Genomic DNA, 22,702 nt, shown 5'->3' with positions numbered 1-22,702 from the left:
GCGCCCCGGCGCCGCCCGGAAGGCCACCAGGCGCACCCGGTAGGCCGGGGCGCCGGGGGAGCGCCCGGCCACCGGTGACACCCGGGCGCGGTACCGTCCGGACGTGGCCATCCCCGACGAGGACGTCGCCCGTGTGCGCAGCGCCACCGACATCGTGGCGCTGATCAGCGAGCACGCCGCCCTGAAGAAGCAGGGCACGCGGTGGGTCGGCCTGTGCCCGTTCCACCAGGAGAAGTCCCCGTCGTTCAGCGTCAACGCCGAGATGGGCGTCTTCCACTGCTTCGGCTGCCAGCGCTCGGGGGACGCCATCACCTTCGTGCGCGAGACCGAGCACGTGGACTTCCCCGAGGCGGTGCGCCGCCTGGCCGACCGGGCCGGCGTCACCATCACCGAGGACCCCTCGGCGACGGCGGATCGCCAGCAGCGCGCCCCGCTGTACGACGCCGTGGCCAAGGCCGTCGCCTTCTACCACGAGCGTCTCCTGTCGGCCGCCGACGCCGGCAGGGCGCGCGACTACCTGCGCTCGCGCGGCTACGACGGGGAGGTCGTGCGGCGGTTCAGCCTCGGATGGGCGCCCGACGACTGGGACACGCTGGCCACGCACCTCAAGGTGTCGGAGAAGGTCCTCGTCGATTCGGGCCTCGGCTTCGTGAACCGCCGGGGCCGCCAGCAGGACGCCTTCCGGGCGAGGGTGCTCTTCCCCATCTTCGACCCCTCGGGTCGGCCCATCGCCCTCGGCGGCCGCATCCTCCCCACCACCGACGTCGACGTTGCGACCGGGGCCGCCGGCGCGGCGGCGGGGCCCGGACCGGGGCCCAAGTACAAGAACTCGCAGGACGGCCCCATCTACTCCAAGCGCCGCACCCTGTACGGCCTCAACTGGGCCAAGCAGGACGTCATCGCCAGCGGCGAGGTCATCGTGTGCGAGGGCTACACCGACGTCATCGCCTTCTTCCTCGCCGGCATGCCGCGTGCCGTGGCCACCTGCGGCACCGCCCTGGGCGAGGACCACTTCCGGCTCCTGCGCAACTTCGCCTCGCGCGTGGTGCTCGCCTACGACGCCGACGCCGCCGGCCAGGCCGGCGCGGGCCGCGTCTACGAGTGGGAGCGCCACCACGAGGTCGACGTCGCCGTCGCCGCCCTCCCGCCCGGGGCCGACCCCGCCGACCTGGCGCGCACCGACCCCGACGCCCTGCGGGCCGCCGTCGCCGCCGCCCAGCCGTTCCTGGCCTTCCGCATCGACCGGGTGCTGCAGGCGGCGGACCTGCGCACCGCCGAGGGCCGGGCCAAGGCGGCCGAGGCGGCTCTCACCGTCGTGGGTGAGCACCCCAACGAGCTCGTGCGCGACCAGTACCTGATGCACGTCGCCGACCGCTGCCGGTTGGAGCCCGCCGCGCTGCGCGCCCTGGCCGAGCGGGTGGCCGAGGGGGCGCGGGCGGGCGCGGAGGACGGGGCCGCCCGGGCCGGGGGTCGCGCCGGGGCCGCGGCCCGCACCGGGCCCACCGGGGGTCGTGCCGGTGGTCAGGCGTCGCCGTCGCGCCCTCCTCTCGGCGGGGTCGCCGGGCGGCCGGGGGCGGTCCGGGCCCGTGCCGACGGGGACGCGTCGCGCCCGGGGCTCGAGGCGCTGCGCCTGGCCGTGCACAGCCCCGAGCTCGTGGCGGCCCGGCTCGAGGCCGTCCTCTTCCCCGACGAGCTCCAGCGGGCCGCCTTCGAGGCGCTCGCCGGGGCCGACGACCTGCACGAGGCCGTCGAAGCCGCCGAGCACCACGACCCGCGTGTGGCCGCCATGCTGCGTCGCCTGGCGGTCGAGGAGCCGGCGTCGGATGCCGATGACGTCGTGGTGACCCTGGTGCGCAACGCCTCGCGTCGGGCGCTCGCCGTCGCCGAGGCGCAGGCCCGCCTGTCCCCGGACGCGGTGGGCGAGATCGCGCCCGTGATCGCCCGCGTGCGCCGTGACCTCGACGAACTCGACGAACGCGAGGGCGGTCTCGCAGCCGCGGACCGGTTGCTAGCCTGGCTCGTCGGAGGGGACGATTCGCATGAGTGAGGTTCACCCGCCAGCCGGCTCCGTCCGGCCGGCCCCAGACGGCGTGGCGGTCGAGGGGTTCGAGCAACTGCTCGCCGTCGGCCGCCGGCGGGGGTACCTGACCCAGGACGATCTGATCCTGGTCCTCCAGGCCGTCGAGCTCACGCACGACGTCATCGAGGACGTCGTGGCCCGCGTGCGCCTCGAGGGCATCGAGTACGTGGAGGAGACGCGCAGCGGCGCCGCCCCCGTCGTGCTCGAGGAAGCCGTCGCCGAAGCCGTCGCCGAAGTGGTGGCGGAGGAAGTGGTCGAAGCCCTGCCCGCCGATCTCGCCGCCGCCAAGCCGGCGGCGGCGCCCGAGGCCGGCGACGGGGACGTCACCGCCGACGGCGAGGACGGCACGGGACCGCTGCAGCGGCTGCGCCGGCGTGCCTTCAAGCGCGAGCCCGTCGACGAGGTCATGGACCGCCAGACGCCGCGCCCCGGGCGCGGCCGCATCGCGTCCTACGCGTCGCCCGACCACGGGGGCGGCACCGCCGCCGACCCCGTGCACACCTACCTGAAGGAGATAGGCAAGGTCCCCCTGCTCACCGCCGAGCTCGAGGTGGAGCTGGCCAAGCGCATCGAGGCGGGGAACGCCGCAGTCGAGGAGCTCGCCGGCGCCGAGGCCCCCGCCGGTGGGGGCAAGCTGCCCGCCGAGGAGCGCACCCGCATCCGTATGCAGGTCCGGCGGGGCCAGCAGGCCAAGGAGGCGCTGATCGAGGCCAACCTGCGCCTGGTCGTCTCGATCGCCAAGCGGTACCGCAACCGCGGGCTCGCCTTCCTGGATCTCATCCAGGAGGGGAACCTGGGCCTCATGCGGGCCGTGGAGAAGTTCGACTACACCAAGGGCTTCAAGTTCTCGACCTACGCCACGTGGTGGATCCGCCAGGCGATCACCCGGGCGCTCGCCGACCAGGGCCGCACGATCCGCATCCCCGTGCACATGGTGGAGACCATCAACAAGGTGGTGCGCGTGCAGCGGGGACTCCTCCAGGAGCTCGGCCGCGAACCGACAGTCGAGGAGATCGCCAGCCGCGTGGAGTTCCCCATCGAGCGCGTGCGCGAGATCCAGCGCATCAACCAGGATACGGTGTCGCTCGAGCAGCCGATGGGCGACGAGGAGGACTTCAGCCTGTCCGACCTCATCGAGGACCAGGGCGCCGAGGTGCCCGACGACGCCGCCACGCGCTCGATGCTGCATGAAGCGGTGCGCGATGCGCTGGCGACGCTGCCCCGGCGCGAGCGCGAGGTCATGGAGCTGCGCTTCGGGCTCGAGGACGGACGCGTGCGCACGCTCGAGGAGGTCGGCAAGGCCTTCGGCGTGACCCGCGAGCGGATCCGGCAGATCGAGGCCAAGACCCTCGCCAAGCTCCGCCACCCCAATGCGGCCCAGCCCCTGCGGGACTTCCTGGACGAGGTCTGAGCACCCGCGCTGCTATCTTCACGAGGCCGGACACCACCCGGCCAGCGCCATTCCGGGGTAGCTCAATCGGCAGAGCAAGCGGCTGTTAACCGCTAGGTTGAGAGTTCGAGTCTCTCCCCCGGAGCCGGGCCTCCAGCAGTCCTCCACGGCCGTGCCGACGCCCCCCCCAGCTGAAGGGCGCCCACCGGTCCAACCGGGGCCAGCTACGCTCCCACCGCCTGGCTGGCACCCCTCCGGGGGCAGGCAACGGGGCCGTAGCTCAGTGGTCAGAGCAGGGGACTCATAATCCCTGGGTCGGAGGTTCGATCCCTCCCGGCCCCACGGCGGGTCGTGTGGTCGCCGACGGGAGGGTCATGGACATCGAGGAGTTCTACGAGGCCGACGAGCGCCGCCGTCGGTCCGAGGAGATCGAGCTGGGTACCGAGTGGCACGACGCCCAGGGCGTTCGCTACGAGGTGTCCTGGGTCGCCGACACCGGGGAGCTCTACGTGATGCGCGAACCGGCGGGGCGCAGCGCCGAGGACCCCTTCGGGGACGTCTTCTCGGGGTCGGTGCCCGTGGACGCCCTGACCGTCGCCGTCGTGGGGTGGGTCCCCGACCGCGACCGGTTGGACCAGGTGCTCGCCGGATGGCAGGACGCCATGACCGGTGACGACAGCGTGTCGTGGCTCGCTTCCCGCCTGCGCGACGAGGGCGTGCTCAACGCGCCGCCGGCCGGCTGAGCGCCCGGACCGACACGATGCAGCCGACGCAGACAGTGCCGACGACGCCGATGCCGCCGATGCCGCTGACGACCCAGACGACGCAGACGAAGCAGCGGGCGCTGCCCCTCGCCCTGGTCGGGCTCCTCGGCCTCCTCGCCGTCGGCGCCATCGCCTTGTCGCTGGCGACGGCCCCGCCCGTCGACCAGCAGAACCTGCGCATCGCGGCCAAGGCCACCATGGCGGCGTCCGGGTTCGTCCTCACCGACACCAACTCGGTCACCCCGCTCTCCGGCCGTATCGGCGCCGCGTCCCCGCGCCAGGTGGTCCACGTCCTCTACCAGGCGCCCGACCGGGTGCGCGAGTCGGGGACCGGCCCCACCGGCACGCCCGTGACCGTGATCGTCATCGGACCGGTGGCGTACCGCTCCACCGGGTCGACGTGGTCGGCGAGCCCGCCGAGCGCGACGTTCGGGGCCCAGGCCATCGCGACGGTGCTGTCCCCGTGGGCGGCGGCCGCGGGTGCGACCACGGCCATCAAGCACGGGGACACCTTCGACTTCGTGCCGGCCGAGCTCGACAGCTACATCACCTCGGTCCTGGGCATGCCCCCCTCACAGCTGTCGTCGCTGCGGCTCACGGCGACGGTCCACGGCGACTTCGTGACCGACGAGAAGATCACGGCGGTGTACCGGGGCCAGCGGCTCACCGTCGATCTCGCCCTGTCACAGATCGGCTCGGCCCCGCCCGTGGTGGCTCCCCGCGCCTCGGCGTCGGTGCCGGCCCGCTGAGCACGGGGAGGGCCGGTCGGCTCTCCACCGGCCCGACCGGGGCCACCCTCCCGACCCGGCTCCGTATCTGACGCCCCGGCCCGTCGCCCCTCCCGCCGCCCCGACCCGGCGCCGCATCTGGCGGCCGGGCCCTGCACTGCATCTGGCGGCCGGGGCCCCGGTGAGGGTGCCCCCGGCTGTCGAAGCCCCCGGTGGATGGCTAGCATCGGCGGGAACGGAACAGGTTCCACTCGGAGGTGGGGACGTGAAGGTTTTCGACCGGCTGTTCATCGGTGGCGAGTGGGTGAGCTCTTCGGGCACCGGCACCATCGACGTGATCAACCCGACGACCGAAGAGGTCGCCGGTCGCGTCCCCGACGCCACCGAGGCGGACGTCGACAAGGCCGTCGCCCTGGCACGCGACGCCTTCGACAACGGCCCGTGGCCGCGCATGACCCCGGCCGAGCGGGCCGAGATCCTCACCAAGGTCTCCCAGGCCGTCCAGGCCGACATGCAGGGCTTCGCCGAGCTCATCACCATCGAGATGGGCTCGCCCGTCGCCTGGGGCACCATGGCCCAGGTGTTCGCGCCCACGATGATCATGGACTACTACGCCGGCCTGGCCTCGACGTTCCAGTTCGACGAGGTGCGCCAGGGCCTCATGGGCGAGGTCCTCGTGGCCAAGGAGCCGGTCGGCGTGGTGGCGGCCATCAGCCCGTGGAACGTGCCCATGTTCATCGCCGCCGCCAAGCTCTCCCCGGCGCTGGTGGCCGGGTGCACGGTGGTGTTCAAGCCGGCGCCGGAGACCCCGCTCGACGCCTTCCGCCTGGCCGAGCTGTTCGAGGCGGCGGGGCTGCCCAAGGGTGTGCTGAGCGTGCTCCCGGCCGGTCGCGAGGTGGGCGAGCACCTCGTCCGCCACCCCGGCATCAACAAGGTGTCGTTCACGGGCTCGACCGTGGCCGGCAAGAAGATCGGCGCCATCTGCGGCGAGCAGCTGAAGCGCTTCAGCCTCGAGCTCGGCGGCAAGTCGGCGGCCGTGCTCCTCGACGACGTCGACCTCGCCCAGGCCCTGCCGATGCTGCTGCCCAACGCGCTCATGAACAACGGCGAGGCGTGCATCGCCCAGACGAGGATCCTCGCCCCCCGCGACCGCTACCAGGAGGTCGTCGACGCCCTGGTGGAGTCGGTGTCGGCCATGAAGGTGGGTGACCCGCTCGACCCCACCGTCGAGGTGGGGCCGCTCGTGGCCGAGCGCCAGCGCGACCGGGTCGAGGGCTACATCAAGCTCGGGCAGGAGGAGGGGGCCAAGATCGCCATCGGCGGCGGGCGCCCCGCCATGGACAAGGGCTGGTTCGTCGAGCCCACGGTGTTCGTGAACGTGGACAACTCCATGCGCATCGCCCAGGAGGAGATCTTCGGGCCGGTGCTGGCGGTGATCCCCTACGACGGCGGCGACGCCGAGGCCGTGGCCATCGCCAACGACTCCAGCTACGGGCTGTGCGGCTCGGTGTGGACCGGCGACCCCGAGCGCGGCCTGAAGGTGGCCCGCGGCGTGCGGACGGGCACCTACATGCTGAACAGCCCCATCCCCATCGACTTCTCCACGCCCTTCGGCGGCTACAAGGAGTCGGGCATGGGCCGCGAGTTCGGCCCCGACGGCCTGGAGCTGTTCCTCGAGAAGAAGTCCATCAACCTGCCGGCCGGCTTCTCGCCCTCGGTCTGAGGCTCCGCCGGGTGGCCACGCCTGCGCGGCGGTCACCCAACCGGCGACGAGGTCAGCGTCCGGTAGGGGGCGGCCGGGTGGCCGGTGTCTGCGCCGTCGTCGTCGGGCCCGGCAGCGGCGCACCGCCGTTCTCGGCGGCGGCGCACTGCAGGCTCAGCGCGTGGACGAGCAGCGACTCGGGCAGATGGGCGCTCTCGGCCAGTGTGGACATGAGGCCCTGGTACTGCCCGGCCTCACCGGCGGCCGTGGCCGCCATGGGCAGCGCGTCGCGCAGCTGGCCCAGTGCTTCGGACTGCTCGGCGGCGGCGGCCTTGGGGTCGGCGGTGGTGAGCGAGGCCCGGTAGAGGGTGAGCGAGCGGTCGACGTGCTGGCAGGCCTGGCGGGCCAGGGCGGCGGCGTCGTAGCCGGCGCAGGCTGACAGCACGCCCGCCAGCACCGCCGTCGTGCACAGGGCGGCCGAGGCCCGGGCCACCCTCGCCGTGGCGGGGCGGCGGCGGGTCATCCGTCGAGCCAGCCCGGGGCGGCGTCGAGGAGGAACCGGCTGACCGCCAGGCAGCGGTCGAAGACGTCGCACAGCAACTCCTCGCCGCCGAGGACCCGGGCGAGCGAGACGGGGTAGCGGGCCACGATCGACAGCCGGCGCTCGGGGGCATCGGTCGCCGAGGCGAAGGAGTCGATGGCCGACACCTCGAGCGGGAGGTCGATCCCGCCCACCCCGGCCAGGTCGATGGCGAGGCGAAGGAGGTCCGGGCCCTTCGGCAGCGGTGGGAGGCCCCAGGTGAAGGTGAGCGGGAAGTGGTACTCGTCGGGCGGCTCGACCTCCTCGGGGAGGTCCACCACGGCGTCCTCGAACGACAGCAGGGTCCTCGGGTCGACCTCGAGCGCCAGATGGAGGTCGAGCGGACCGCCACAGCCCTCCTCGGGGTGGAGGTCCACCTCCCAGGTCTGGCGCAACGAATAGGTCTCGACGAAGTGGCGCTCGTCGTGCACGTGGAACCCGTGATCGACCGAATGGTCCTTCAGGTCGGCGACATACCCCGCCACGTCGATGACGGCCACAGGGGCCAGATCCTACCGGCTCGGCCGCCGGGCCCGATCGGCGGTCCGGGTGCCGATATGGTCGTGACGTGGACGATGACGCGCTCCTGGCCCTGTGCCACCGGGTGGCCGACGCCGTCCCTCCGGCTCTCGCCACGGTCGAGGACTGGCGGCCGGCGGGCGAGCGCCCCGGGCAGTACGCCATCGACCTGACCGCCGACCGGGCCGTCCTCGACGTGCTCGACGACGCCGGGATCGGCGTGGTCTCCGAGGAGAGCGGGGTGCACCGGCCCGACGCCGCGCTGGTGGCCGTGGTCGACCCGGTCGACGGCTCGACCAACGCGGCCCGGGGCATCCCCTGGTACGCCACGAGCATCTGCATCCTCGACGACGACGGCCCGCGGGTGTCGGTGGTGGCGAACCTGGCGAACGGCGTCCGCTACCACGCCGTGCGCGGCGGCGGGGCCTGGCGCGGCACCAGCCGGCTGGTGCCGTCGGGGTGCGACGCGCTGCGGCGCGCCGTGGTGGGGATCGCCGGGATGCCGGGCCGCCACCTGGGATGGGCGCAGTTCCGGGCCTTCGGCGCGGCCGCCCTCGAGCTGTGTGCCGTGGCCGACGGCACCCTCGACGCCTTCGTCGTCGGGACCAGGGCGTCGCTGGCGCCGTGGGACTACCTCGGGGCCCTGCTCGTGTGCTCGGAGTCCGGCGCCGTCCTCGGGGACCTGCGCGGCGACGAGCTCGTGACCACGGACCACGGCGCCCGCCGGGCGGTGGTGGCGGCTGCCACGCCGGTGCTGCTCGACGAGCTCACCCGGGCGGCCACCGCGGGGGCCGGCGGGGCCGCCGGGGCCGGCTCCGCCCCGGGCCCGTCGCGTCCGGGCGAGGCCGACGACCCACCCGGACAGGGCCCGGCACCGCCGGCGCCGTGACGTCGCGCGGGCGCCGACGCGGGTCGCGGGGACGGTCACGCCCGACGCCCCCGCGCCGGCCGCGCCTGGCGCACTGGCGGGCCGACGGCCAGCCCAAGGTGCGCTTCGCGTCGGAGCAGGACGCCAACCGGGCTGCGTTCGGGTATCGACTCGAGCACGGCACCGACCTCGCCGCCTACGAGTGCACGTTCTGCGGCGGGTGGCACCTCGGCAACAGCCCCGACGACTGAGTCAGCGGCGCACCGGACCTTCAGCGTCGACGACGCGAACGTGGCCGGCTCGCCCTACCCGGTGGGCCTTCGGGCCACAGAAGTGATGGCGGGTGTTAGTGGCCCGGGGCCCCCCGCCGCCCTGTGCGGTGCCCGGCGGTCGAGCCCGCTCAGGCGGTCTTGGCGATGAGCACGTTGCAGGGGGCGCGGTGGGCGATGCTGTTGGGCACCGACCCGATGATGCGCCGGGCGCCCTTCATGCCCTTGGAGCCCACCACGATCAGGTCGGCCCCGACGCCTTCCGCCACGGTCACGATGACGTCGGCGGCGGCGCCCGGCACGGCGTGCGACTCCACGGGGATCCCGTGCGCGCCCTTGGCCACCTCGGCCAGCAGCTCCTCGGTGGCGCTCTTCACGGCCGCGGCGCTCAGGGCGTTGTCGGCCACGGCGACCGCGCCGGCATGGGCCACGGCGATCGTGGTGGAGGGGTCTTTGAAGGCGGACACCAGGTGCAGCGTGGCGCCGCTCTGGCGTGCCAGCTCGATGGCCAGCGCCACGGCGGCCCCGGCAGTGCCCGATCCATCGGTTCCCACGACGATCTTGGAAAACATCAGGTGATCTCCCTCCGCCTGCGGCCGGGCTCAGTCTGGTGCCGACAGGGGCGGAGGGCAAGACGCACGGGCGCCGGCGGCGCCCGGTGGAGAGCCCGGGGCGCCGGCGGGGGCGTGAGCGCGCCCTACGGCGTCAGCGACAGCGCAGCCGCCACCTCGTCCGCGACCGCCCCGTCCGGGACGGGCCGACCGGCGACGGCCTCGACGAAGACGGCGTCGTCGAGGGTGTGGTCGACGCCGTTGACACGGACCGTCGTGGAACCGTCCCGGGGGCCCACCGCGACGTCGCCACCCGACTCCTTGACGGCGAACCGGCTGAAGCGTGCCCGCCACGCCCACCGGGCGCCCGCCTCCTGGGCTGTGATGGGGACGTGCATGTCGTCGGCGTGGATGGCGAGCTCGCTCGCCACGTGAAAGGCCTGCAGGCGGACCGGGTAGGGGCCGACGCTCGAGTCCATGTCCCCACCGTCGCGCCCGCGCATGCGATGCCGGGTGTCGGCGTCGGCCGTCCGCCACTCGGCGACGACCTCGTCGTTCGGGACCCCGTCGCGGTCGCGGACCCCGAGCTCGTTGGCCTCGCTGAGGCCGCTGACGCCGCGCGCCGCCATGGCCTCGAAGAGCTCGCGGGCTCGCCCGTCGAGACACGCATGGTGGTAGGTCTCCGTGGCGGCCAGGTGCGCGGCCACGTCGCGCACCGACCATCCGGCACAGCGCGACGGCCGGGCCCATTCGCCGGTGGGCAGTGACGACAGATAGGCGTCGATGCGCGCCGCCTCGGCGTCGAGGAGGTCGTAGGGATCGAGCCCGTTCAGATCCGATGTGTCCACCATGTCCGGTATCTCCTGGTCGCTGAGCGTTCTGCGCACAGCATGGTACCGAGTGGCCCTCGTCGAGCGCGTCGTGTCCGCTCCCACGCTTGCGGGAGCACGATCTCGATGCCGACCTGCTTGCGTGGGGCCCGGACAGCCTCTCCAAGGCCTGTTCTCACCGGCGAAGTCAAGTCACCTGTCAATCAGCGTAGCCACGCGTTCACGGCTCGGGGCAGGGGAGTAGGGCGCACCGCCAGCTAAACTCGCTCGCCTCGGGCGCTTAGCTCAGCTGGTTAGAGCAGCTGGCTTACAACCAGCAGGTCGGGGGTTCGAGTCCCTCAGCGCCCACTGGCTGGTTGTCGAAGACACAACGTTTCCTCTGGTCAGAGGCCCTTTTTCGTGTCTCATCGCTGAGGCAGGTTTGTTTCCTTATTCAAACCCCCGGGACAAATGAATTGGCCCACGAGGTGCTCGGGGATCCCTAGGACTTGCAAGCCAGGACCGAGACGCTCTTCACACCGAAGGTCTCTGTGGCTCCGTGCGCCGAGTCCGAAATGAAGTGGTATTCGGGATTCTCCTGCAGCTTGACGACGCCCAGCCCGGCATCCTCGATCGCGCGTCGGTAGTCGTCCTCCTGAATCGCACCCCCGATGCAAGACGCCCACAAGTCGACGTCGCAAACGATCGCCTCGGTGAGCTGTCTCTCCGTCACGATGTCGGAAATAGCCATCCGGCCTCCAGGCTTCAGGATCCGCGCGATTTCCCGGAAGACGGCCGCTTTGTCGTCGCACAGGTTAATGACCCCGTTGCTGATCACGACATCGGCCCACCCACCAGGGACCGGAGACTCCTCGATGTAGCCCCTCTCGAAGCGCACGCCGGGGTAGCCGTCCCGGGCCGCGAGGCGTCGCGCCTTGGTGAGCTGCTCAGCGGTCATATCGATTCCGGTCACTTCGCCGTCGGATCCTGCCTGCCTGGCTGCGATGAAGGCGTCCATGCCCGAACCACTCCCGAGGTCGACCACTCGCCCGCCCGCGGCGATGGCGGCCAACTCCAGGTGATAGCCCACTCCGGCGAACGACTCGATCGCTTCCGGAGGCACCCCGTCCAGATCCCCGGTCGGGTAGCCGAGGCGCTGCGCCAAGGCTCGTCCCATTTCGAAGTGGAAAGTGCCCTGCGGTTCCTCCGCGACGGCCTTGTACATGACTTTGACCTTGTCCCTGAGCTCACCGACGTCCACCTGTGCCATTGGTCTCCCTCCTGTGCGTTCCATTGCGACGTGTGTCACCAACCCAATGAGTCCTTCCAGATTCCGGCTGCTCAGCCCTCTGACAGCGTCTCGGCACGCGTCCGCGCGTACTCCTCGTGGTCGAGTATCTTCCACGCACCCTGGCCGACCGCCAGCACCCCGCGGGCGGGGAGCGCAACCTCTCCGATCTTTGGATTGGGGTTGACCTGAGCCGCATGACCGAGGTCCTCACCGTCGAAAATGGCGGTCGTATTGTCGATGAAGTACATGCGCTCGGGCATCAGGATCCCGGCGTGGCCGCTGGGCATCGATCCCGAGAAGCCGATGTCGCCCATGCCGAGGAGTCTTTGAGCCAACAGTCTGCGGGCCTGCACGAGGGAACTAGATCGCCATGTCCACATGGGCAGCAGCGGACTCATCGCGTTGAGGACGCGCAGGGTACGGGTTTCCGTGGCCTCGACGCTCCACTCGAGGTCGGGTTCGTCCATCATCACCCGCAACGACGTCGGCCCGGACCATTCGATATCGATGCGGGCGTGGCCGACGTGGCTGCAGGCGGGGCCGTAGTACCGGGGGCACGCGGTGTCGAGTCGCGAGCCGTCCACGAAGATCGACCACCGACCCTCAGGGTCGCGGTGCCAGAGAGTCCGGTACGGCGAGAAGTCGTTCTCGGGGAATACCCGCAGTGCCAGCACGTGCCCGGAATCAAAAGGCAGCCCGAACACTCCCCACCCCTTGACGTACTCGAAGCCTGGCCATGGGGGCTCGCCACGAAGAGCCGGCAGGTCACGCAACCTCGTCGCCAAATCGACCATCGTCGTTCACCCGACAACCCGGGGCTCTTGGCTAGTAACTGAAGGTCGTGGCGCCGTCGCCGATCCACTCCCACAGCTGCACGCTGCCCCCGAGCTCGGCGTTGGGGATCAAGTCTCCCTTGTCGAGCTGCTTGGCGCTGAAGCAGACTGGGCAGACGAGCAGGCGGCCCCCTGCCGTCGCATAGCGGCCCATGAGGTCGGGGATGCTGGGGCAGCCGTCGCACGCGGTGCCCACGGCGGTGCCACTCAGCGCCAGCCGGACGGCCTCCTTGGTGAGGAACGTGAGGGTGGGCCGTCCGCTTTCGGCTGCACCGACTGCCACGAGCAAGGCGACGGTGACGAGCTCGGCGTCCGCGAGCCCGGTGGTGAGGCTTATGGCTGCTTTGTTGCTCATGGTCGTCTTCCCTCTCTTGTGTGGTGGAGTCCGGGAGTTCCCTCAGCGCTGGCCGTCGAGCATGAACCCGGAGCACAGCAGGTCGAGGACGTCGATGCGCTCGGCTGCCCGCAGGTAGGCCTGCTGCTCGACGACGTGCCAGCCCTCGTTGCCCGTTGGCGGTGGGTTCAGCCGCAGCCGCCAGGAGACGTGGAGACGATCGCCGACGTCGCCCACGGTGCCGTCGAGGACTTCGAAACCCTGCGCGCCTCCGAACCAGAGCCGGAAGGCGTCCACGATTTTCGCCGGGCCCTGAAACTCATCGGGCCCGTACGGGAGCAGCGCCCGCATCGTCGCCTCTGGATTGAAGCAGCCGCCCATCTGGTCGAAGTCACGCTGGGCCAGGGCTTCGAGAAAGAGCCCACCGACCGCCCACTTCGTCGTCGACGAGACGCCCTGTAGCGGCTGTCGGGTCGTTTCACTCATGGGACCCGTTCTACGACGTCGCCGCCCGGGGTCGCATCGGGTCTTCGCCCTATTTCGCGGGCCTCAGTCGGTGACCTCGCCCACGGCGATCAGCCCATGGCGCATGGCGAACAGGGCGGCCCCGCCCCGGGAGCTCACGCCGAGCTTGGCGTAGATGTGCTCTACGTGGGCGCTGACCGTCTTGGTCGAGATGGTCAGCGTCGCCGCGATCTGCTTCTTGGTCATCCCCCGGGCGAGCAGCACCAGCACCTCGACCTCACGGGAACTGAGCCCGCCGGCGTGGCCCGCCTGATGCCGCACTCGGTGCCCGGCTGCCTCCAAGACGGCCCGGACTGCGTCGCCGTCGAGGCGCCCGGCGGTGACCTCGGCAGCGAGCATCTCCTGCGCTTCCCCCGGTGTCCACGCAGTGCGGTGAGGGCGGGGTTCGAGCAGTGCATGATAGACGTCGGCCGCCGCTATCACGCGGGCAGTCACGGGCAGGCTGTCGCCGGCAAGACCTGACGGGTAGCCGGACCCGTCCATCCGCTCGTGATGCATGGCGGCGAGCTGCCCGATGGCGGCCAGTGTGGCGGGTTTCGAGAAGGTGCGCGCCGTGAGATACGGGTGGGTGCGGACCCGTTCGAGTTCGGCCTCGCTGAGCCGCCCGGGCCGATCCAAGATGCCGGCAGAGACGCCGATGGTCCCGACATCGTGCACGAGGGCCGCTCGCCGGACGAGGGTGACGTCGTCACTCGGCAGGCCGACGGTGGCGGCCGCAGCGGCGGCAAGCCCCGCAACTCCACGGGAGTGCCCGAGCATGAACGGCGACTTCACATCCGCATAATCGGCAAAGGCCTCGAGCGCCTCGTCGAGTTCCTGGCCGGTGAGCACTTGCCCCAACTCGTCGCGCCCGCCGATGAGCGTGCTCCAACCGTCGAGCTCCTCGACTGAGGCCAGCAAGTCGCCGGCGTGGGCGCAGAAGTCGTCGACGAGGTCGGGGTCGAACTCCGTGCCTCGCCTCGAGCGGAGCATCTCCACCGCGGCGTCGACCCCTCCGATCCGGTACAGCATCTCCACGTCGTTGGCGACGTGGATGATCCGCATGATGCGGGCGATCTCCGGGCCCGCCAGCTGGGCCGGGGACCCCTTGCCGTCCCAGCGCTCGAACGCCTGCTGGAGTGGGTCGCGGACCTCGGGGCCGAGCCCGAGACGCAGCGACAGCTCGCCGGAGGTCTCGCAGTGCGACGCCATCGACTGGCGCACCTCGTTCGACCCGCCGGCGAGGAAGCGACCGATCATCGTGAGACGTCGAATCGGCGAGCTGCCGGCGGCAACGTGACCGATCATGAAGCGCATCATGGGCAGGCCCGTCATGTCGATCAGGTAGCTGTCGGCACGTATCGCCATGTCGTCGCCGAACCACTTGCCCATCTCGTGTGCGTCGGCGATGCACCCGACCCAGGCGAGGAGCGACACGTAGAAGATGGCCGCCAGCTCGTCGTCGGACAGACCCTCGAGCTCCGCCATCCGCATGGCGATGAGCGTCTGGCGGATGATGTGCTCCTGCGGTTGGCCCAGTCCCAGGTCCGTCGCCAGCGAAAGCGCCGACACCAGTTCAGCCAGCCGAACCCCGCTGCCTCCCGCGCCGGTCACTTCCCCAGCATACGGAATGGGCTCGAGTGCCCGCAGCGTCTATCGAGTTCAACCGGCGACCGGGAGCAAGGATCTCGCACCACAGCGGTGGACGACAGCCGGTAGCCTCCCGACCATGGGTGAAGCTCCTAGTTCCGGCACACGCGACCGAACCCCAGTCGTGGGGTCTCGGTAGATCGTTCATGGATCGACCTCAAGAGACGCTTGTCGTCAGCCTTTGGCGAGGACTTGATCAGACGTCGAAGCTGTTATGTGCGTCTCGTACATCCGGATGGCCACGACAACGCCGGAGACTGCGGTGATGGCCGCCACGACCCAAATGGCAACGGCCAGGCCGAAAGCGTCGGCGACGATCCCGGCGAGTAGTGCGCCCGCGGCGAAGCCGGCGTCTCGCCAGAGCCGGTAGATGCCGACAGCGGACGCCCGCCAGTTCGGGTGCGCTACATCCCCCACGGCGGCGAGGAGGGTCGGATAAACCATGGCAGTGCCGGCGCCGAGGAGGAGCGCGCCGCCGGCCCAAGGCCAGAAACCGTGCACCGCGGCGATGAGGCCGATGGCGACGGCCTGGGTCCACATACCCGTCGCGATGAGCCATTTCCGGCCAAGACGGTCCGACAGGGCGCCGGTTGCCAGCTGTCCGACGCCCCACACCGCCGGGTAGAGCGCGACGAGGATGCCGATGCGGCTGACCGACAGTCCCGCGGCAGCGAAATAAAGGGGAAAGATGCCCCACGCAAGCCCGTCGTTGAGGTTGTTGACAAGCCCGGCCTGGCTGGCAGACGACAGGGCCTTCTCCTTGAAGCTCGTGAGGAGGAAGACCTGGCCGGTGGTGAGTCCACCGTGCAGGTGGTCGGCGCCGAGGTGGCCTCGTGCTTCATGGCGGGCGTGCCCTTGGGTTTCGCGGACGAACAGGGTGGAGAGGCCGAGGCCGAGACCGGCGAAGGCGATCCCCAGGAAGAACGGATCGGGACGTAGCCCGGCGTGCGCCGCGATGAACCCAGTTGCAAGAGCGGTGACTGCCACGGCGCCATATCCGGCGGCCTCGTTGAATCCCATGGCCAGGCCACGCCGCTGTGGACCGACGAGGTCGATCTTCATGATGACGGTGGTCGACCATGTGAGTCCCTGGCTGACGCCCAACAGGACGTTGGCGACGATGATCCACGCCCACGCCGGTCCCCAGCCGAGCAGGAATGGGACGGGAATGGCGACGAGCCAACCGGTTACCAGAACCGGTTTGCGCCCTACCCGTTCGGAGAGGGTGCCGGCGAAGAAATTGGTAGTGGCCTTGACCACCCCGAAGGCGACGATGTAGGTGAGCGCGGCGCTGTAGGCGTGCAGATGGAACACCCGGGTTGCGATGAGCGGCAGGACGGTGCGCTCCTGGCCGAGCATCCCGCCGACCAGCGCGTTCACTCCTACGAGCAGCGAGAACTGGGCGAGGTTCTCTCGCATGCCGAGACGAAGCGGGCCTGTCGCTTTCATCGACCAGTGTGCAGGGGGTGGTGGTGGGCAACGGCCCAGTCGTCCGGTCCGCCAAGGGCGACGACGACTCCCCGCCGACCGGCCCGGGCGAGCAGGCTGGCGCCGGTCATGGCCCGCTCGCCGTGGCCACACATCACGGTGATCCCGCCGGCGTCGAACGCGTCGGTGAGCGCGCCAAGCTCGACGTGGAGGGCACTGGGCACGTGTCCGGCTTCGAACTCACTGTTCTGGCGGAGGTCGAGAACGGGGCCGGTCATCTCAGCGGCAGCCACCAGGGAGATCCGGTCGACCGGAAGGCGGGCGGACTCCCAGGCGGCCATGCCTCCGGCCAACTCACCAACGAGGCGTTCGTAGCCGACATTGTGCGCCTGGCGCACCAGGTCGACCCGGTCCTGGTCGGGATCGAGCACGAACACCAGGTCGCGCTCGGGCTCGGCGAGCCAGCCGAGCCAGGTGGCAAACGCCGGGCGCAGCTCAATGGAGAGGGCTCCGGGGATGTGGCCGCCGGCGAAAGAGGCGATGGGCCGGACGTCTACGAGGGTGGCACCTGCGTCGAGGAGCGGGCGGACTTGGTCGACCGAAAGAGCGGGGAGCGCGCAGGTCACCGGACCGTAGACCGTTGGCCCTTGGCGGTTGACCTCCCGCATGCGGAGGAAATAGGTCGGATAGCTGCCCAGCCCGGCGAGCAGCAGTTTCACGAAGGCGTCTTCGTCGGGTGCCGCGAGCAGCGGGTTGGCCCTCTTCTCGGCGCCAATGGTTGTTGTGCGCTCGCCGCCGACTGGTGCCGAGCAGAACGAGCCCGCCCCGTGCGTCGGGTAGACGGGCAGGTCATCGGGCAGGGTGAGAATGCGTTCGTGCAGCGAACGCCACAGCGCTCGGGCGAGGGACTCGGTGCGCTCGGGGGCGATGAGGTCAGTACGGGCCACGGAGCCCACAAGCAGCGACCCGCCCGAGAACAACCCGATCGGTCGCCTGTCGTCGAGGAGCAGGTAGGACAGGTGCTCCGGGGTGTGTCCCGGCGTGGCCAGCGCCCGCAGCGTCAGCCCGCCGAGATCGACCTCGTCGCCGTCGTCGAGACCCCGGTGCGGGAACTCGATCCCGCCCGCTGCTGAGGCCAACACCTGCGCGCCACGGGCGGCGAGTTCGCGGCTGCCGGAGACGAAATCGGCGTGGAGGTGGGTCTCGACGCTGTAGGCGATCGCCAGACCGTGCTGTTCGGCTGCAGCCAGATACGGGCCAGGATCGCGTTCGGGATCAAGCGCCAGCGCCCGGCCGTTGCCGAGGTCGACCAGGTACGAGGAGTTGCCGAGGCCTTCGTCGACCAGGGCCACGGGCTGAGGGTCTGAGGGCATCGCGTCTGTCCTTCTCCGTCAGGGGACCTTAGTTCTCTAGTGTTCCATAGATTGATGGAGTATTCTAGGAAAAGTTCGGCGCACTCAACCGGACGAGCGAAGGAGTGAGGGACGTGGATGGACGGGAGGCCAAGGATCGCTTGTACGAGCAGTTCGCCCGGACCGCTAAGGCGGCGGCCAGCCCGAAGCGGATCGAGCTGATGGAGGTGTTGGCCCAGGGTGAGCACACCGTTGAGGCGCTGGCTGAGGCGACCGGGATGGGCGTGACCAACACCTCGGCGCATCTGCAGGTCCTGCGTGGGGCCCGGCTGGTCGAGACCCGGAAGGACGGGACCAAGGTCTTCTACCGTCTTGCCAGCGACGAGGTCGCAGCCTTCGTGGTGACTCTTCGAGACCTCGCCCGCTCACGGTTGGCCGAGGTCGACCAGGTAGTGCGCGACTACTTCACCGCCCGGGACGCTCTGGAACCGGTGAGCCGGGACGAACTGATCGATCGGACCGCTCGCGGGGATGTTGTGATCCTCGATGTCCGCCCACCCGAGGAGTTCGTAGCCGGGCACATTCCTGGGGCGCTATCGGTTCCCCTCGACCGTCTCGACGCCACCCTGGTGCGGTTGCCTAAGCGGGCCCAGATCGTCGCCTACTGCCGCGGGCCGTACTGCGTGCTCGCTCCCCAGGCGGTCGAACAACTGCGGGCCAGGGGCTACAAGGCACGGCGGCTGGCCGAAGGGATGCCCGAGTGGCGCCTCGCCGGCCTCCCCGTTGCCGTGGGAGAGGAGTGAGACCTATGAAGACGCTGTTGATCCTCAACGATCCGGCCTATGGCACCGAACGGTCCTGGAACGGCTTGCGCCTGGCCGGTTCGCTGGCGAAACGAGACGACTCCGAGGTAAGGGTGTTCCTGCTCGGTGACGCGGTGGGCTGCGCGGTGTCGGGGCAGAAGGTTCCGGACGGCTACTACCACCTGGACCGCATGATCGAGTCCGCGTCGCGCCATGGCGCCGAGGTTGGCTGCTGCGGAACCTGCATGGATGCCCGGGGGATCGACGACGAGCATTTGACCAAAGGCGCCCACCGCTCCACCCTCGACGAGGTGACCGACTGGATGCTCTGGGCCGACAAGGTCGTCACCTTCTGATCAGAGGAGCTGCGTCATGACCGATCGCACAGTCGTCGTTCTCGGTGGCGGCACTGGTGGGCTTGTCGCCGCGAGGAGCCTGCATCGCCCCGGCGCAATCCCGGGCCTCGAGCGGATCGGTCCCGTCCTTGAAAATCTCGGTCGCGCCTGCCCCAGGTTCGCGGCATTCCAGGTGCTCGTCATCGACAAGGCGCCGTGATTGCTGCCGAGGAGAACCGGGCCATGACTGCTCCCGCCACCATGGGACGATTCCCCTACGTGACAGAGGTGTTGGCCGTAGGCGCCCACCTGACGACGAATCGTTCGGTCTGGGCGCCCTGCTCGCCATGTTCGTCGACCGGGGGAGCACGCGCCCAGGCATCTTCGCTCTGGCCGATCCAGTGAGCATCCGATCCTTGCTCGCTGATGCAGGCCTGGCCGGTGCGGTCCTGGCGCCGCTTGCCGACGCGATCCTCCTCGGAGGTGGAGGCTCGCTCGCTGAAGCAGTCAAGTCCCTCCGCGAAGGCAGCATGGGCCGCGCTGTGTTAGCCGGTGCCGATGAAGCAGCCCAAGATCAGGTAGTTGCGGCCGTCAGCGACGCACTGGCGCCGTACGTGACCGCCGAAGGCGTGCGGATCGGGACCGGGGCCTGGCTGGTCACGGCTCGCCGCCCGTGATCGTCGCCGCTCCGTCAGCCGGCGGGGCTTGACAACGTCAACCCGTTAGGCTGAACTAACGGTTCGTGAGTACTTACCAAGCGGACCAGGTATGGGGTGCGCTGGGAGACAGGACCCGACGAGCGATCGTCCTGCGCCTCGCCGAAGGGCCGATGGCCGTCGTCGAGCTCGCCGCCGACCTGCCGGTTAGCCGGCCCGCAGTGTCCCAGCACCTGAAAGTCCTGAAGGACGCGGGGCTGGTGGTCGAGCGAGCGGTCGGCACGCGCCGGATCTACCGCCTCAACGAGGCCGGGGTCGCTGCCCTGCGCGATCAGCTCGACACCTTCTGGACTCGGGCGCTGAGTGGCTACAAGGACCTCGTCGAACAACCACCGGAGGTGATGTCATGAACATGGCCGATGATGCCGTCGTCAATCACCAGATCGTTGTCGACATGTCGATCGAACGGGCCTTTGCGACATTTGTCGAGCGGTTCGGTGACTTCAAGCCTCCGGAACACAACCTTCTCGGCGCTGAGATCACGGAGACCCGGTTCGAGCCACGGGTTGGGGGTCACATATATGACCGTGCCGCGGACGGGAGCGAGTGTCGATGGGCCCGCATCCTCGCGTATGAACCACCAGATCGAGTCGTCTTCAGCTGGGACATCAGCCCGCAGTGGCAGCTCGAGGCAGACGAGAGCAACACCAGCGAGGTCGAGGTCAGGTTCGTCGCGGAGACCCCGGAGCGGACGCGTCTGGAGCTCGAGCACCGCCACCTCGATCGGCACGGACCGGGCTGGGAGTCTCTTCGCGAGGGCGTCGATAGCGATGGGGGATGGCCGCTCTACCTGGCTCGCTACGCGGACCTCGTCGCCGGGGATCGCTGAGTGCCGCCGATCACTGCCAGCATCGATGTCGACCGCCCGGCCGAGGAGGTGTTCGCTTACGCCACCGACCCGAGCCGCTTCTCGGAGTGGCAGAAAGGCGTCGTGGGCGGTCAGATGGACAGCGCCGGCGCCCCGAAGGTCGGGGACCACTGTCTCACGACGCGGCGGATCGGTTTCGCCAACCGACCGGTCGCTTCTGAGCTCGTTCGCCTCGATCCGCCGCGTCAATGGGGAGTTCGTGGCCTGAGCGGGCCCATTCGGGCCGTTGTCGACGTCACCGTGGAAGCGCGCTCTGACACCAGTGCACACCTGACGATCGCCCTCGACTTCTTGTCGTACGCGACGACCCACCTCGCTTGTGTGCCCGACGGGGACTCTCACACCCCACACCCCTCACCCCACACCTCACATCAGCAACCAAGCGCGTAGCTGACCGCCGAGCAGACCTTGCGCATGACGTCATCGCCGACTTGTCCGACCGGACCGGTGAGCGATGCCTGAGTGACCGTGTGAAGGCCGTCGCAGTTGATGACCGAGGGCCGGTCCAGGCCAACCTCGACGTGGTCGATGGCAACCTCCGCGGCCAGACCCCGGATCGATGTGGTGATCTCGGCCACGGTAACGAGCTCGCGGACGTCGAGGACCTCGGATCGCGTGAGCAGGAGAACGGGTCGCCTCTTGCGACCGACCTCCGCCAGCCAAAGCTCGCCGCGCCTCATGGCTCGCCCCACGCTTCAGCTTCGGTCCAGAAGGTGTCCGCACGTTCGGGGTGCCGTAGGTACGCCTCTCGGTCTGACCGCTCCAACGCGGCGCGCACCGCATCAGCGACTCCCTGGCGTGCTGCTGCCGAGATGTTGACGCCGAGCTGATGAGCCCGCTCAGCCAACTCCTCGTCCAGCGTGAAGGTGGTTCTCGATGAAGCCATACACTAATGCTATCAGCTAATGATAGCAATCGGTGTTGACGGCGCCGCACGCGGAGACGAAGCGGCTACCACAGGCCGAGCTGTTCGAGCTCCTATTGTCGATGCAGGGACATCGCAGGAGGTGACCGCCGCGGTCTTCGAAGAGCGCGTGGTGCTGGTCGGGCCGTTCGACGAGGTGCTGGCCCAGGTGAATGCGTCCTTGGCGGCTGAGGGATTCGGAACGCTCACGAGATCGACGTGCGAGCGACGCTCGAGCAGAAGGTCGGCAAGGAGATGGCGGACTACGTCATCGTGGGCGCGTGCAATCCCGATCTGGCCAGCCGGGCCCTCGATGCCGAGGCTCACCGCAGGCTGAGCACGAAGGATTCGATTCGCCTGGTATCACGGCTCCTTCACGAACGAGGTGGTCCCCGCGTGCCGAAGAGCCGAGCTCTGGCCGCGACTCGGACGAAGTCGGAATTCACCTCGTGCGCCGGGAGTAGGTGTTCGGCTCAGACTCCATCGAGCTCCGGGCGACGCCTGACGTTCTCAGCCGGCAGCGAGCCGGTAGATGACGAAGACGGCACCCGAGGCGACCAGGAACCAGCCAAACGCCTCGCGCACCGCACTCCCCGCCACGTGCTGGGCCAGGCGCCCGCTGATGGCGCTGGCCGGGACCGCGCCGAGAGCGAAGGCCCCGGCCACGGTCCAGTCGATGTGGCCAAGCGCCCAGTGCGTCGCCATGGTGGGAGCCGAGAGCACGGCGATGACCAGAAGGCTCGTGCCTGCCGCCTCACCCATGTCGAGCCCGAACACCAGCAGATACATTGGCACCAGGAGAAATCCCCCACCGTTGGCCAACAGGCCGGTGAACAGGCCCACACCGGCCGATGCCGCCATCAGGAGTGGGCGGTTCTTGCGTCGAGTCGCTCCGGCGCGACGCGATGCCTCCTTGATCGGCCGGACGACCCGCAACCCGATGATCACGAGCGCGACGCCCGAGGCCACCAGCAGCTTGGGCCCACCGACCACTCGGGACAGCAGCGCTCCGGCCACGGTGGCCGGGATGCCACCGACGAGTGACCACGCCGCGGCTTTCGGACGGGCCGTTCGGTTGCGGATATACGGGATGGCGGCGGCGAGCGCAGAGGGGATCGTGGCGGGAAGCGGTGATGCGATGGCGAGAAGCCCGGGCACGCCCAGGAGGGAGAGGAGCGGCGTGGCAATTGACGACCCACCGACGCCGAAGAACCCGGTCAGCAACCCGACTGCGGCTCCTGCCGCCACGAAGACGGGCCACGGTGCCACGGACGAAGACCCTAGTGCTTGCCGCGGCCATGAGCGTGGGGCTCTCGACGTACGGTGTGGCGAGGAAGCTCGCGAGCTCGATCGGCGGAAGCGGGATTTACGGCACCCAGGTTCGCACGGCTCATCTCAGGTTTCGCGGCGGTCAGCTGCTTGGA

The 22,702-nt window shown here is 70.0% G+C and carries 26 protein-coding genes and 3 tRNA genes; 16 read left to right on the top strand and 13 right to left on the bottom strand.

The annotated features are described in order from the left end of the window. The first annotated feature begins 103 nt into the window (after window positions 1–103). From dnaG to VMV22_09265, 7 genes are all read left to right on the top strand, one after another. Window positions 104–2,047, top strand: a complete 1,944-nt coding sequence (dnaG, locus tag VMV22_09295; protein HUY22524.1) for a DNA primase — start codon at window positions 104–106, stop codon at window positions 2,045–2,047. 43 nt (window positions 2,048–2,090) lie between these two features. Next, window positions 2,091–3,491 carry an RNA polymerase sigma factor RpoD gene (gene rpoD / locus VMV22_09290; protein ID HUY22523.1) on the top strand — a complete coding sequence of 467 codons (1,401 nt, stop codon included), beginning with the start codon at window positions 2,091–2,093 and terminating at the stop codon, window positions 3,489–3,491. 51 nt (window positions 3,492–3,542) lie between these two features. Then, window positions 3,543–3,615 (top strand) — tRNA-Asn (locus VMV22_09285). A gap of 124 nt (window positions 3,616–3,739) precedes the next feature. Next, a tRNA-Ile gene (locus VMV22_09280) sits at window positions 3,740–3,812 on the top strand. Window positions 3,813–3,844: 32 nt separating this feature from the next. Next, the gene (locus VMV22_09275) at window positions 3,845–4,213 is read left to right on the top strand and encodes a hypothetical protein (GenBank protein ID HUY22522.1); all 369 of its coding nucleotides are present in this window, start codon (window positions 3,845–3,847) and stop codon (window positions 4,211–4,213) included. Window positions 4,214–4,272: 59 nt separating this feature from the next. Beyond that, on the top strand, window positions 4,273–4,983 hold the full coding sequence (locus VMV22_09270) for a hypothetical protein (protein HUY22521.1): 711 nt from the start codon (window positions 4,273–4,275) through the stop codon (window positions 4,981–4,983). Window positions 4,984–5,227: 244 nt separating this feature from the next. Continuing rightward, window positions 5,228–6,685 (top strand): aldehyde dehydrogenase, encoded by a 1,458-nt coding sequence (locus VMV22_09265; GenBank protein ID HUY22520.1) that lies wholly within the window; start codon window positions 5,228–5,230, stop codon window positions 6,683–6,685. Window positions 6,686–6,737: 52 nt separating this feature from the next. On the opposite strand, the gene VMV22_09260 is transcribed toward VMV22_09265, so the two are convergent. Beyond that, complete coding sequence (locus VMV22_09260) at window positions 6,738–7,187, bottom strand: hypothetical protein (protein ID HUY22519.1); 450 nt, start codon at window positions 7,185–7,187, stop codon at window positions 6,738–6,740. After that, window positions 7,184–7,744, bottom strand: coding sequence for a hypothetical protein (locus VMV22_09255; GenBank protein HUY22518.1), 561 nt, complete (start codon window positions 7,742–7,744; stop codon window positions 7,184–7,186). Before VMV22_09255 ends, VMV22_09260 begins: the two co-directional genes overlap by 4 nt. Before the next feature lie 68 nt (window positions 7,745–7,812). Here VMV22_09255 and VMV22_09250 point away from each other — a divergent pair, with 68 nt between their 5' ends. Then, window positions 7,813–8,652 (top strand): inositol monophosphatase, encoded by an 840-nt coding sequence (locus VMV22_09250; protein HUY22517.1) that lies wholly within the window; start codon window positions 7,813–7,815, stop codon window positions 8,650–8,652. Beyond that, window positions 8,649–8,882, top strand: coding sequence for a hypothetical protein (locus VMV22_09245; GenBank protein ID HUY22516.1), 234 nt, complete (start codon window positions 8,649–8,651; stop codon window positions 8,880–8,882). The genes VMV22_09250 and VMV22_09245 overlap by 4 nt, the downstream gene beginning before the upstream one ends. Window positions 8,883–9,031: 149 nt before the next feature. Here the strand turns inward: VMV22_09245 and VMV22_09240 are convergent, their stop codons facing one another. Then, window positions 9,032–9,472 (bottom strand): universal stress protein, encoded by a 441-nt coding sequence (locus VMV22_09240; protein ID HUY22515.1) that lies wholly within the window; start codon window positions 9,470–9,472, stop codon window positions 9,032–9,034. Between the two features lie 125 nt (window positions 9,473–9,597). Next, window positions 9,598–10,338 (bottom strand): maleylpyruvate isomerase family mycothiol-dependent enzyme, encoded by a 741-nt coding sequence (locus tag VMV22_09235; protein HUY22514.1) that lies wholly within the window; start codon window positions 10,336–10,338, stop codon window positions 9,598–9,600. 217 nt (window positions 10,339–10,555) lie between these two features. Here VMV22_09235 and VMV22_09230 point away from each other — a divergent pair. Next, a tRNA-Val gene (locus tag VMV22_09230) sits at window positions 10,556–10,629 on the top strand. 133 nt (window positions 10,630–10,762) lie between these two features. Here the strand turns inward: VMV22_09230 and VMV22_09225 are convergent. The 7 genes from VMV22_09225 to VMV22_09195 all read right to left on the bottom strand — a co-directional run bounded on the left by VMV22_09225 (window position 10,763) and on the right by VMV22_09195 (window position 17,652). After that, window positions 10,763–11,530, bottom strand: a complete 768-nt coding sequence (locus tag VMV22_09225; GenBank protein ID HUY22513.1) for a methyltransferase domain-containing protein — start codon at window positions 11,528–11,530, stop codon at window positions 10,763–10,765. A 71-nt stretch (window positions 11,531–11,601) separates the two neighbouring features. After that, window positions 11,602–12,255, bottom strand: coding sequence for a hypothetical protein (locus VMV22_09220; GenBank protein HUY22512.1), 654 nt, complete (start codon window positions 12,253–12,255; stop codon window positions 11,602–11,604). Window positions 12,256–12,376: 121 nt separating this feature from the next. Next, window positions 12,377–12,739, bottom strand: coding sequence for a peroxiredoxin (locus VMV22_09215; protein HUY22511.1), 363 nt, complete (start codon window positions 12,737–12,739; stop codon window positions 12,377–12,379). A gap of 42 nt (window positions 12,740–12,781) precedes the next feature. Further along, complete coding sequence (locus tag VMV22_09210; GenBank protein HUY22510.1) at window positions 12,782–13,204, bottom strand: nuclear transport factor 2 family protein; 423 nt, start codon at window positions 13,202–13,204, stop codon at window positions 12,782–12,784. A 63-nt stretch (window positions 13,205–13,267) separates the two neighbouring features. Continuing rightward, window positions 13,268–14,836 (bottom strand): HD domain-containing phosphohydrolase, encoded by a 1,569-nt coding sequence (locus tag VMV22_09205; GenBank protein ID HUY22509.1) that lies wholly within the window; start codon window positions 14,834–14,836, stop codon window positions 13,268–13,270. Window positions 14,837–15,046: 210 nt separating this feature from the next. Further along, the gene (locus VMV22_09200; protein ID HUY22508.1) at window positions 15,047–16,291 is read right to left on the bottom strand and encodes an MFS transporter; all 1,245 of its coding nucleotides are present in this window, start codon (window positions 16,289–16,291) and stop codon (window positions 15,047–15,049) included. Between the two features lie 26 nt (window positions 16,292–16,317). After that, window positions 16,318–17,652 (bottom strand): rhodanese-like domain-containing protein, encoded by a 1,335-nt coding sequence (locus VMV22_09195; protein HUY22507.1) that lies wholly within the window; start codon window positions 17,650–17,652, stop codon window positions 16,318–16,320. Between the two features lie 134 nt (window positions 17,653–17,786). On the opposite strand from VMV22_09195, the gene VMV22_09190 reads away from it, so the two are divergent. The 6 genes from VMV22_09190 (at window position 17,787) to VMV22_09165 (ending at window position 20,335) form a co-directional block, all read left to right on the top strand. Then, window positions 17,787–18,455, top strand: a complete 669-nt coding sequence (locus VMV22_09190; protein HUY22506.1) for a metalloregulator ArsR/SmtB family transcription factor — start codon at window positions 17,787–17,789, stop codon at window positions 18,453–18,455. Window positions 18,456–18,460: 5 nt separating this feature from the next. Continuing rightward, complete coding sequence (locus VMV22_09185; GenBank protein ID HUY22505.1) at window positions 18,461–18,811, top strand: DsrE family protein; 351 nt, start codon at window positions 18,461–18,463, stop codon at window positions 18,809–18,811. A 16-nt stretch (window positions 18,812–18,827) separates the two neighbouring features. Next, window positions 18,828–19,010 (top strand): hypothetical protein, encoded by a 183-nt coding sequence (locus tag VMV22_09180; GenBank protein ID HUY22504.1) that lies wholly within the window; start codon window positions 18,828–18,830, stop codon window positions 19,008–19,010. 127 nt (window positions 19,011–19,137) lie between these two features. After that, window positions 19,138–19,467, top strand: a complete 330-nt coding sequence (locus tag VMV22_09175; protein HUY22503.1) for a hypothetical protein — start codon at window positions 19,138–19,140, stop codon at window positions 19,465–19,467. Between the two features lie 65 nt (window positions 19,468–19,532). Then, complete coding sequence (locus VMV22_09170) at window positions 19,533–19,856, top strand: metalloregulator ArsR/SmtB family transcription factor (protein HUY22502.1); 324 nt, start codon at window positions 19,533–19,535, stop codon at window positions 19,854–19,856. Beyond that, complete coding sequence (locus VMV22_09165; GenBank protein HUY22501.1) at window positions 19,853–20,335, top strand: SRPBCC family protein; 483 nt, start codon at window positions 19,853–19,855, stop codon at window positions 20,333–20,335. Before VMV22_09170 ends, VMV22_09165 begins: the two co-directional genes overlap by 4 nt. A 410-nt stretch (window positions 20,336–20,745) precedes the next feature. Here VMV22_09165 and VMV22_09160 read toward each other — a convergent pair whose 3' ends face one another. Together VMV22_09160 and VMV22_09155 are read right to left on the bottom strand one after the other, a co-directional pair. After that, a complete protein-coding gene (locus tag VMV22_09160) occupies window positions 20,746–21,054 on the bottom strand; it encodes a type II toxin-antitoxin system PemK/MazF family toxin (protein HUY22500.1) in 309 nt (102 codons plus the stop codon). 734 nt (window positions 21,055–21,788) lie between these two features. Continuing rightward, window positions 21,789–22,547, bottom strand: a complete 759-nt coding sequence (locus VMV22_09155; GenBank protein HUY22499.1) for a sulfite exporter TauE/SafE family protein — start codon at window positions 22,545–22,547, stop codon at window positions 21,789–21,791. Window positions 22,548–22,702: the final 155 nt, after the last annotated feature.

The organism is Acidimicrobiales bacterium, from assembly GCA_035531755.1.
GTDB lineage: Bacteria > Actinomycetota > Acidimicrobiia > Acidimicrobiales > UBA8190 > DATKSK01.
The sequence above is the reverse complement of the archived record's forward strand: the minus strand, read 5'-3'. Positions and strand labels throughout refer to the sequence as shown.

Bases quoted from the DNA above. Each gene is read 5' to 3' on its own strand.
- VMV22_09175 (HUY22503.1), top strand. From the start codon at position 19,138: ATGTTCGTCGACCGGGGGAGCACGCGCCCAGGCATCTTCGCTCTGGCC.
- VMV22_09270 (HUY22521.1), top strand. From the start codon at position 4,273: ATGCCGCTGACGACCCAGACGACGCAGACGAAGCAGCGGGCGCTGCCC.
- VMV22_09225 (HUY22513.1), bottom strand. From the start codon at position 11,530: ATGGCACAGGTGGACGTCGGTGAGCTCAGGGACAAGGTCAAAGTCATG.
- VMV22_09210 (HUY22510.1), bottom strand. From the start codon at position 13,204: ATGAGTGAAACGACCCGACAGCCGCTACAGGGCGTCTCGTCGACGACG.
- VMV22_09260 (HUY22519.1), bottom strand. From the start codon at position 7,187: ATGACCCGCCGCCGCCCCGCCACGGCGAGGGTGGCCCGGGCCTCGGCC.
- VMV22_09160 (HUY22500.1), bottom strand. From the start codon at position 21,054: ATGAGGCGCGGCGAGCTTTGGCTGGCGGAGGTCGGTCGCAAGAGGCGA.
- VMV22_09185 (HUY22505.1), top strand. From the start codon at position 18,461: ATGAAGACGCTGTTGATCCTCAACGATCCGGCCTATGGCACCGAACGG.
- VMV22_09200 (HUY22508.1), bottom strand. From the start codon at position 16,291: ATGCGAGAGAACCTCGCCCAGTTCTCGCTGCTCGTAGGAGTGAACGCG.
- VMV22_09215 (HUY22511.1), bottom strand. From the start codon at position 12,739: ATGAGCAACAAAGCAGCCATAAGCCTCACCACCGGGCTCGCGGACGCC.
- VMV22_09275 (HUY22522.1), top strand. From the start codon at position 3,845: ATGGACATCGAGGAGTTCTACGAGGCCGACGAGCGCCGCCGTCGGTCC.
- VMV22_09240 (HUY22515.1), bottom strand. From the start codon at position 9,472: ATGTTTTCCAAGATCGTCGTGGGAACCGATGGATCGGGCACTGCCGGG.
- VMV22_09180 (HUY22504.1), top strand. From the start codon at position 18,828: ATGACCGATCGCACAGTCGTCGTTCTCGGTGGCGGCACTGGTGGGCTT.
- VMV22_09165 (HUY22501.1), top strand. From the start codon at position 19,853: ATGAACATGGCCGATGATGCCGTCGTCAATCACCAGATCGTTGTCGAC.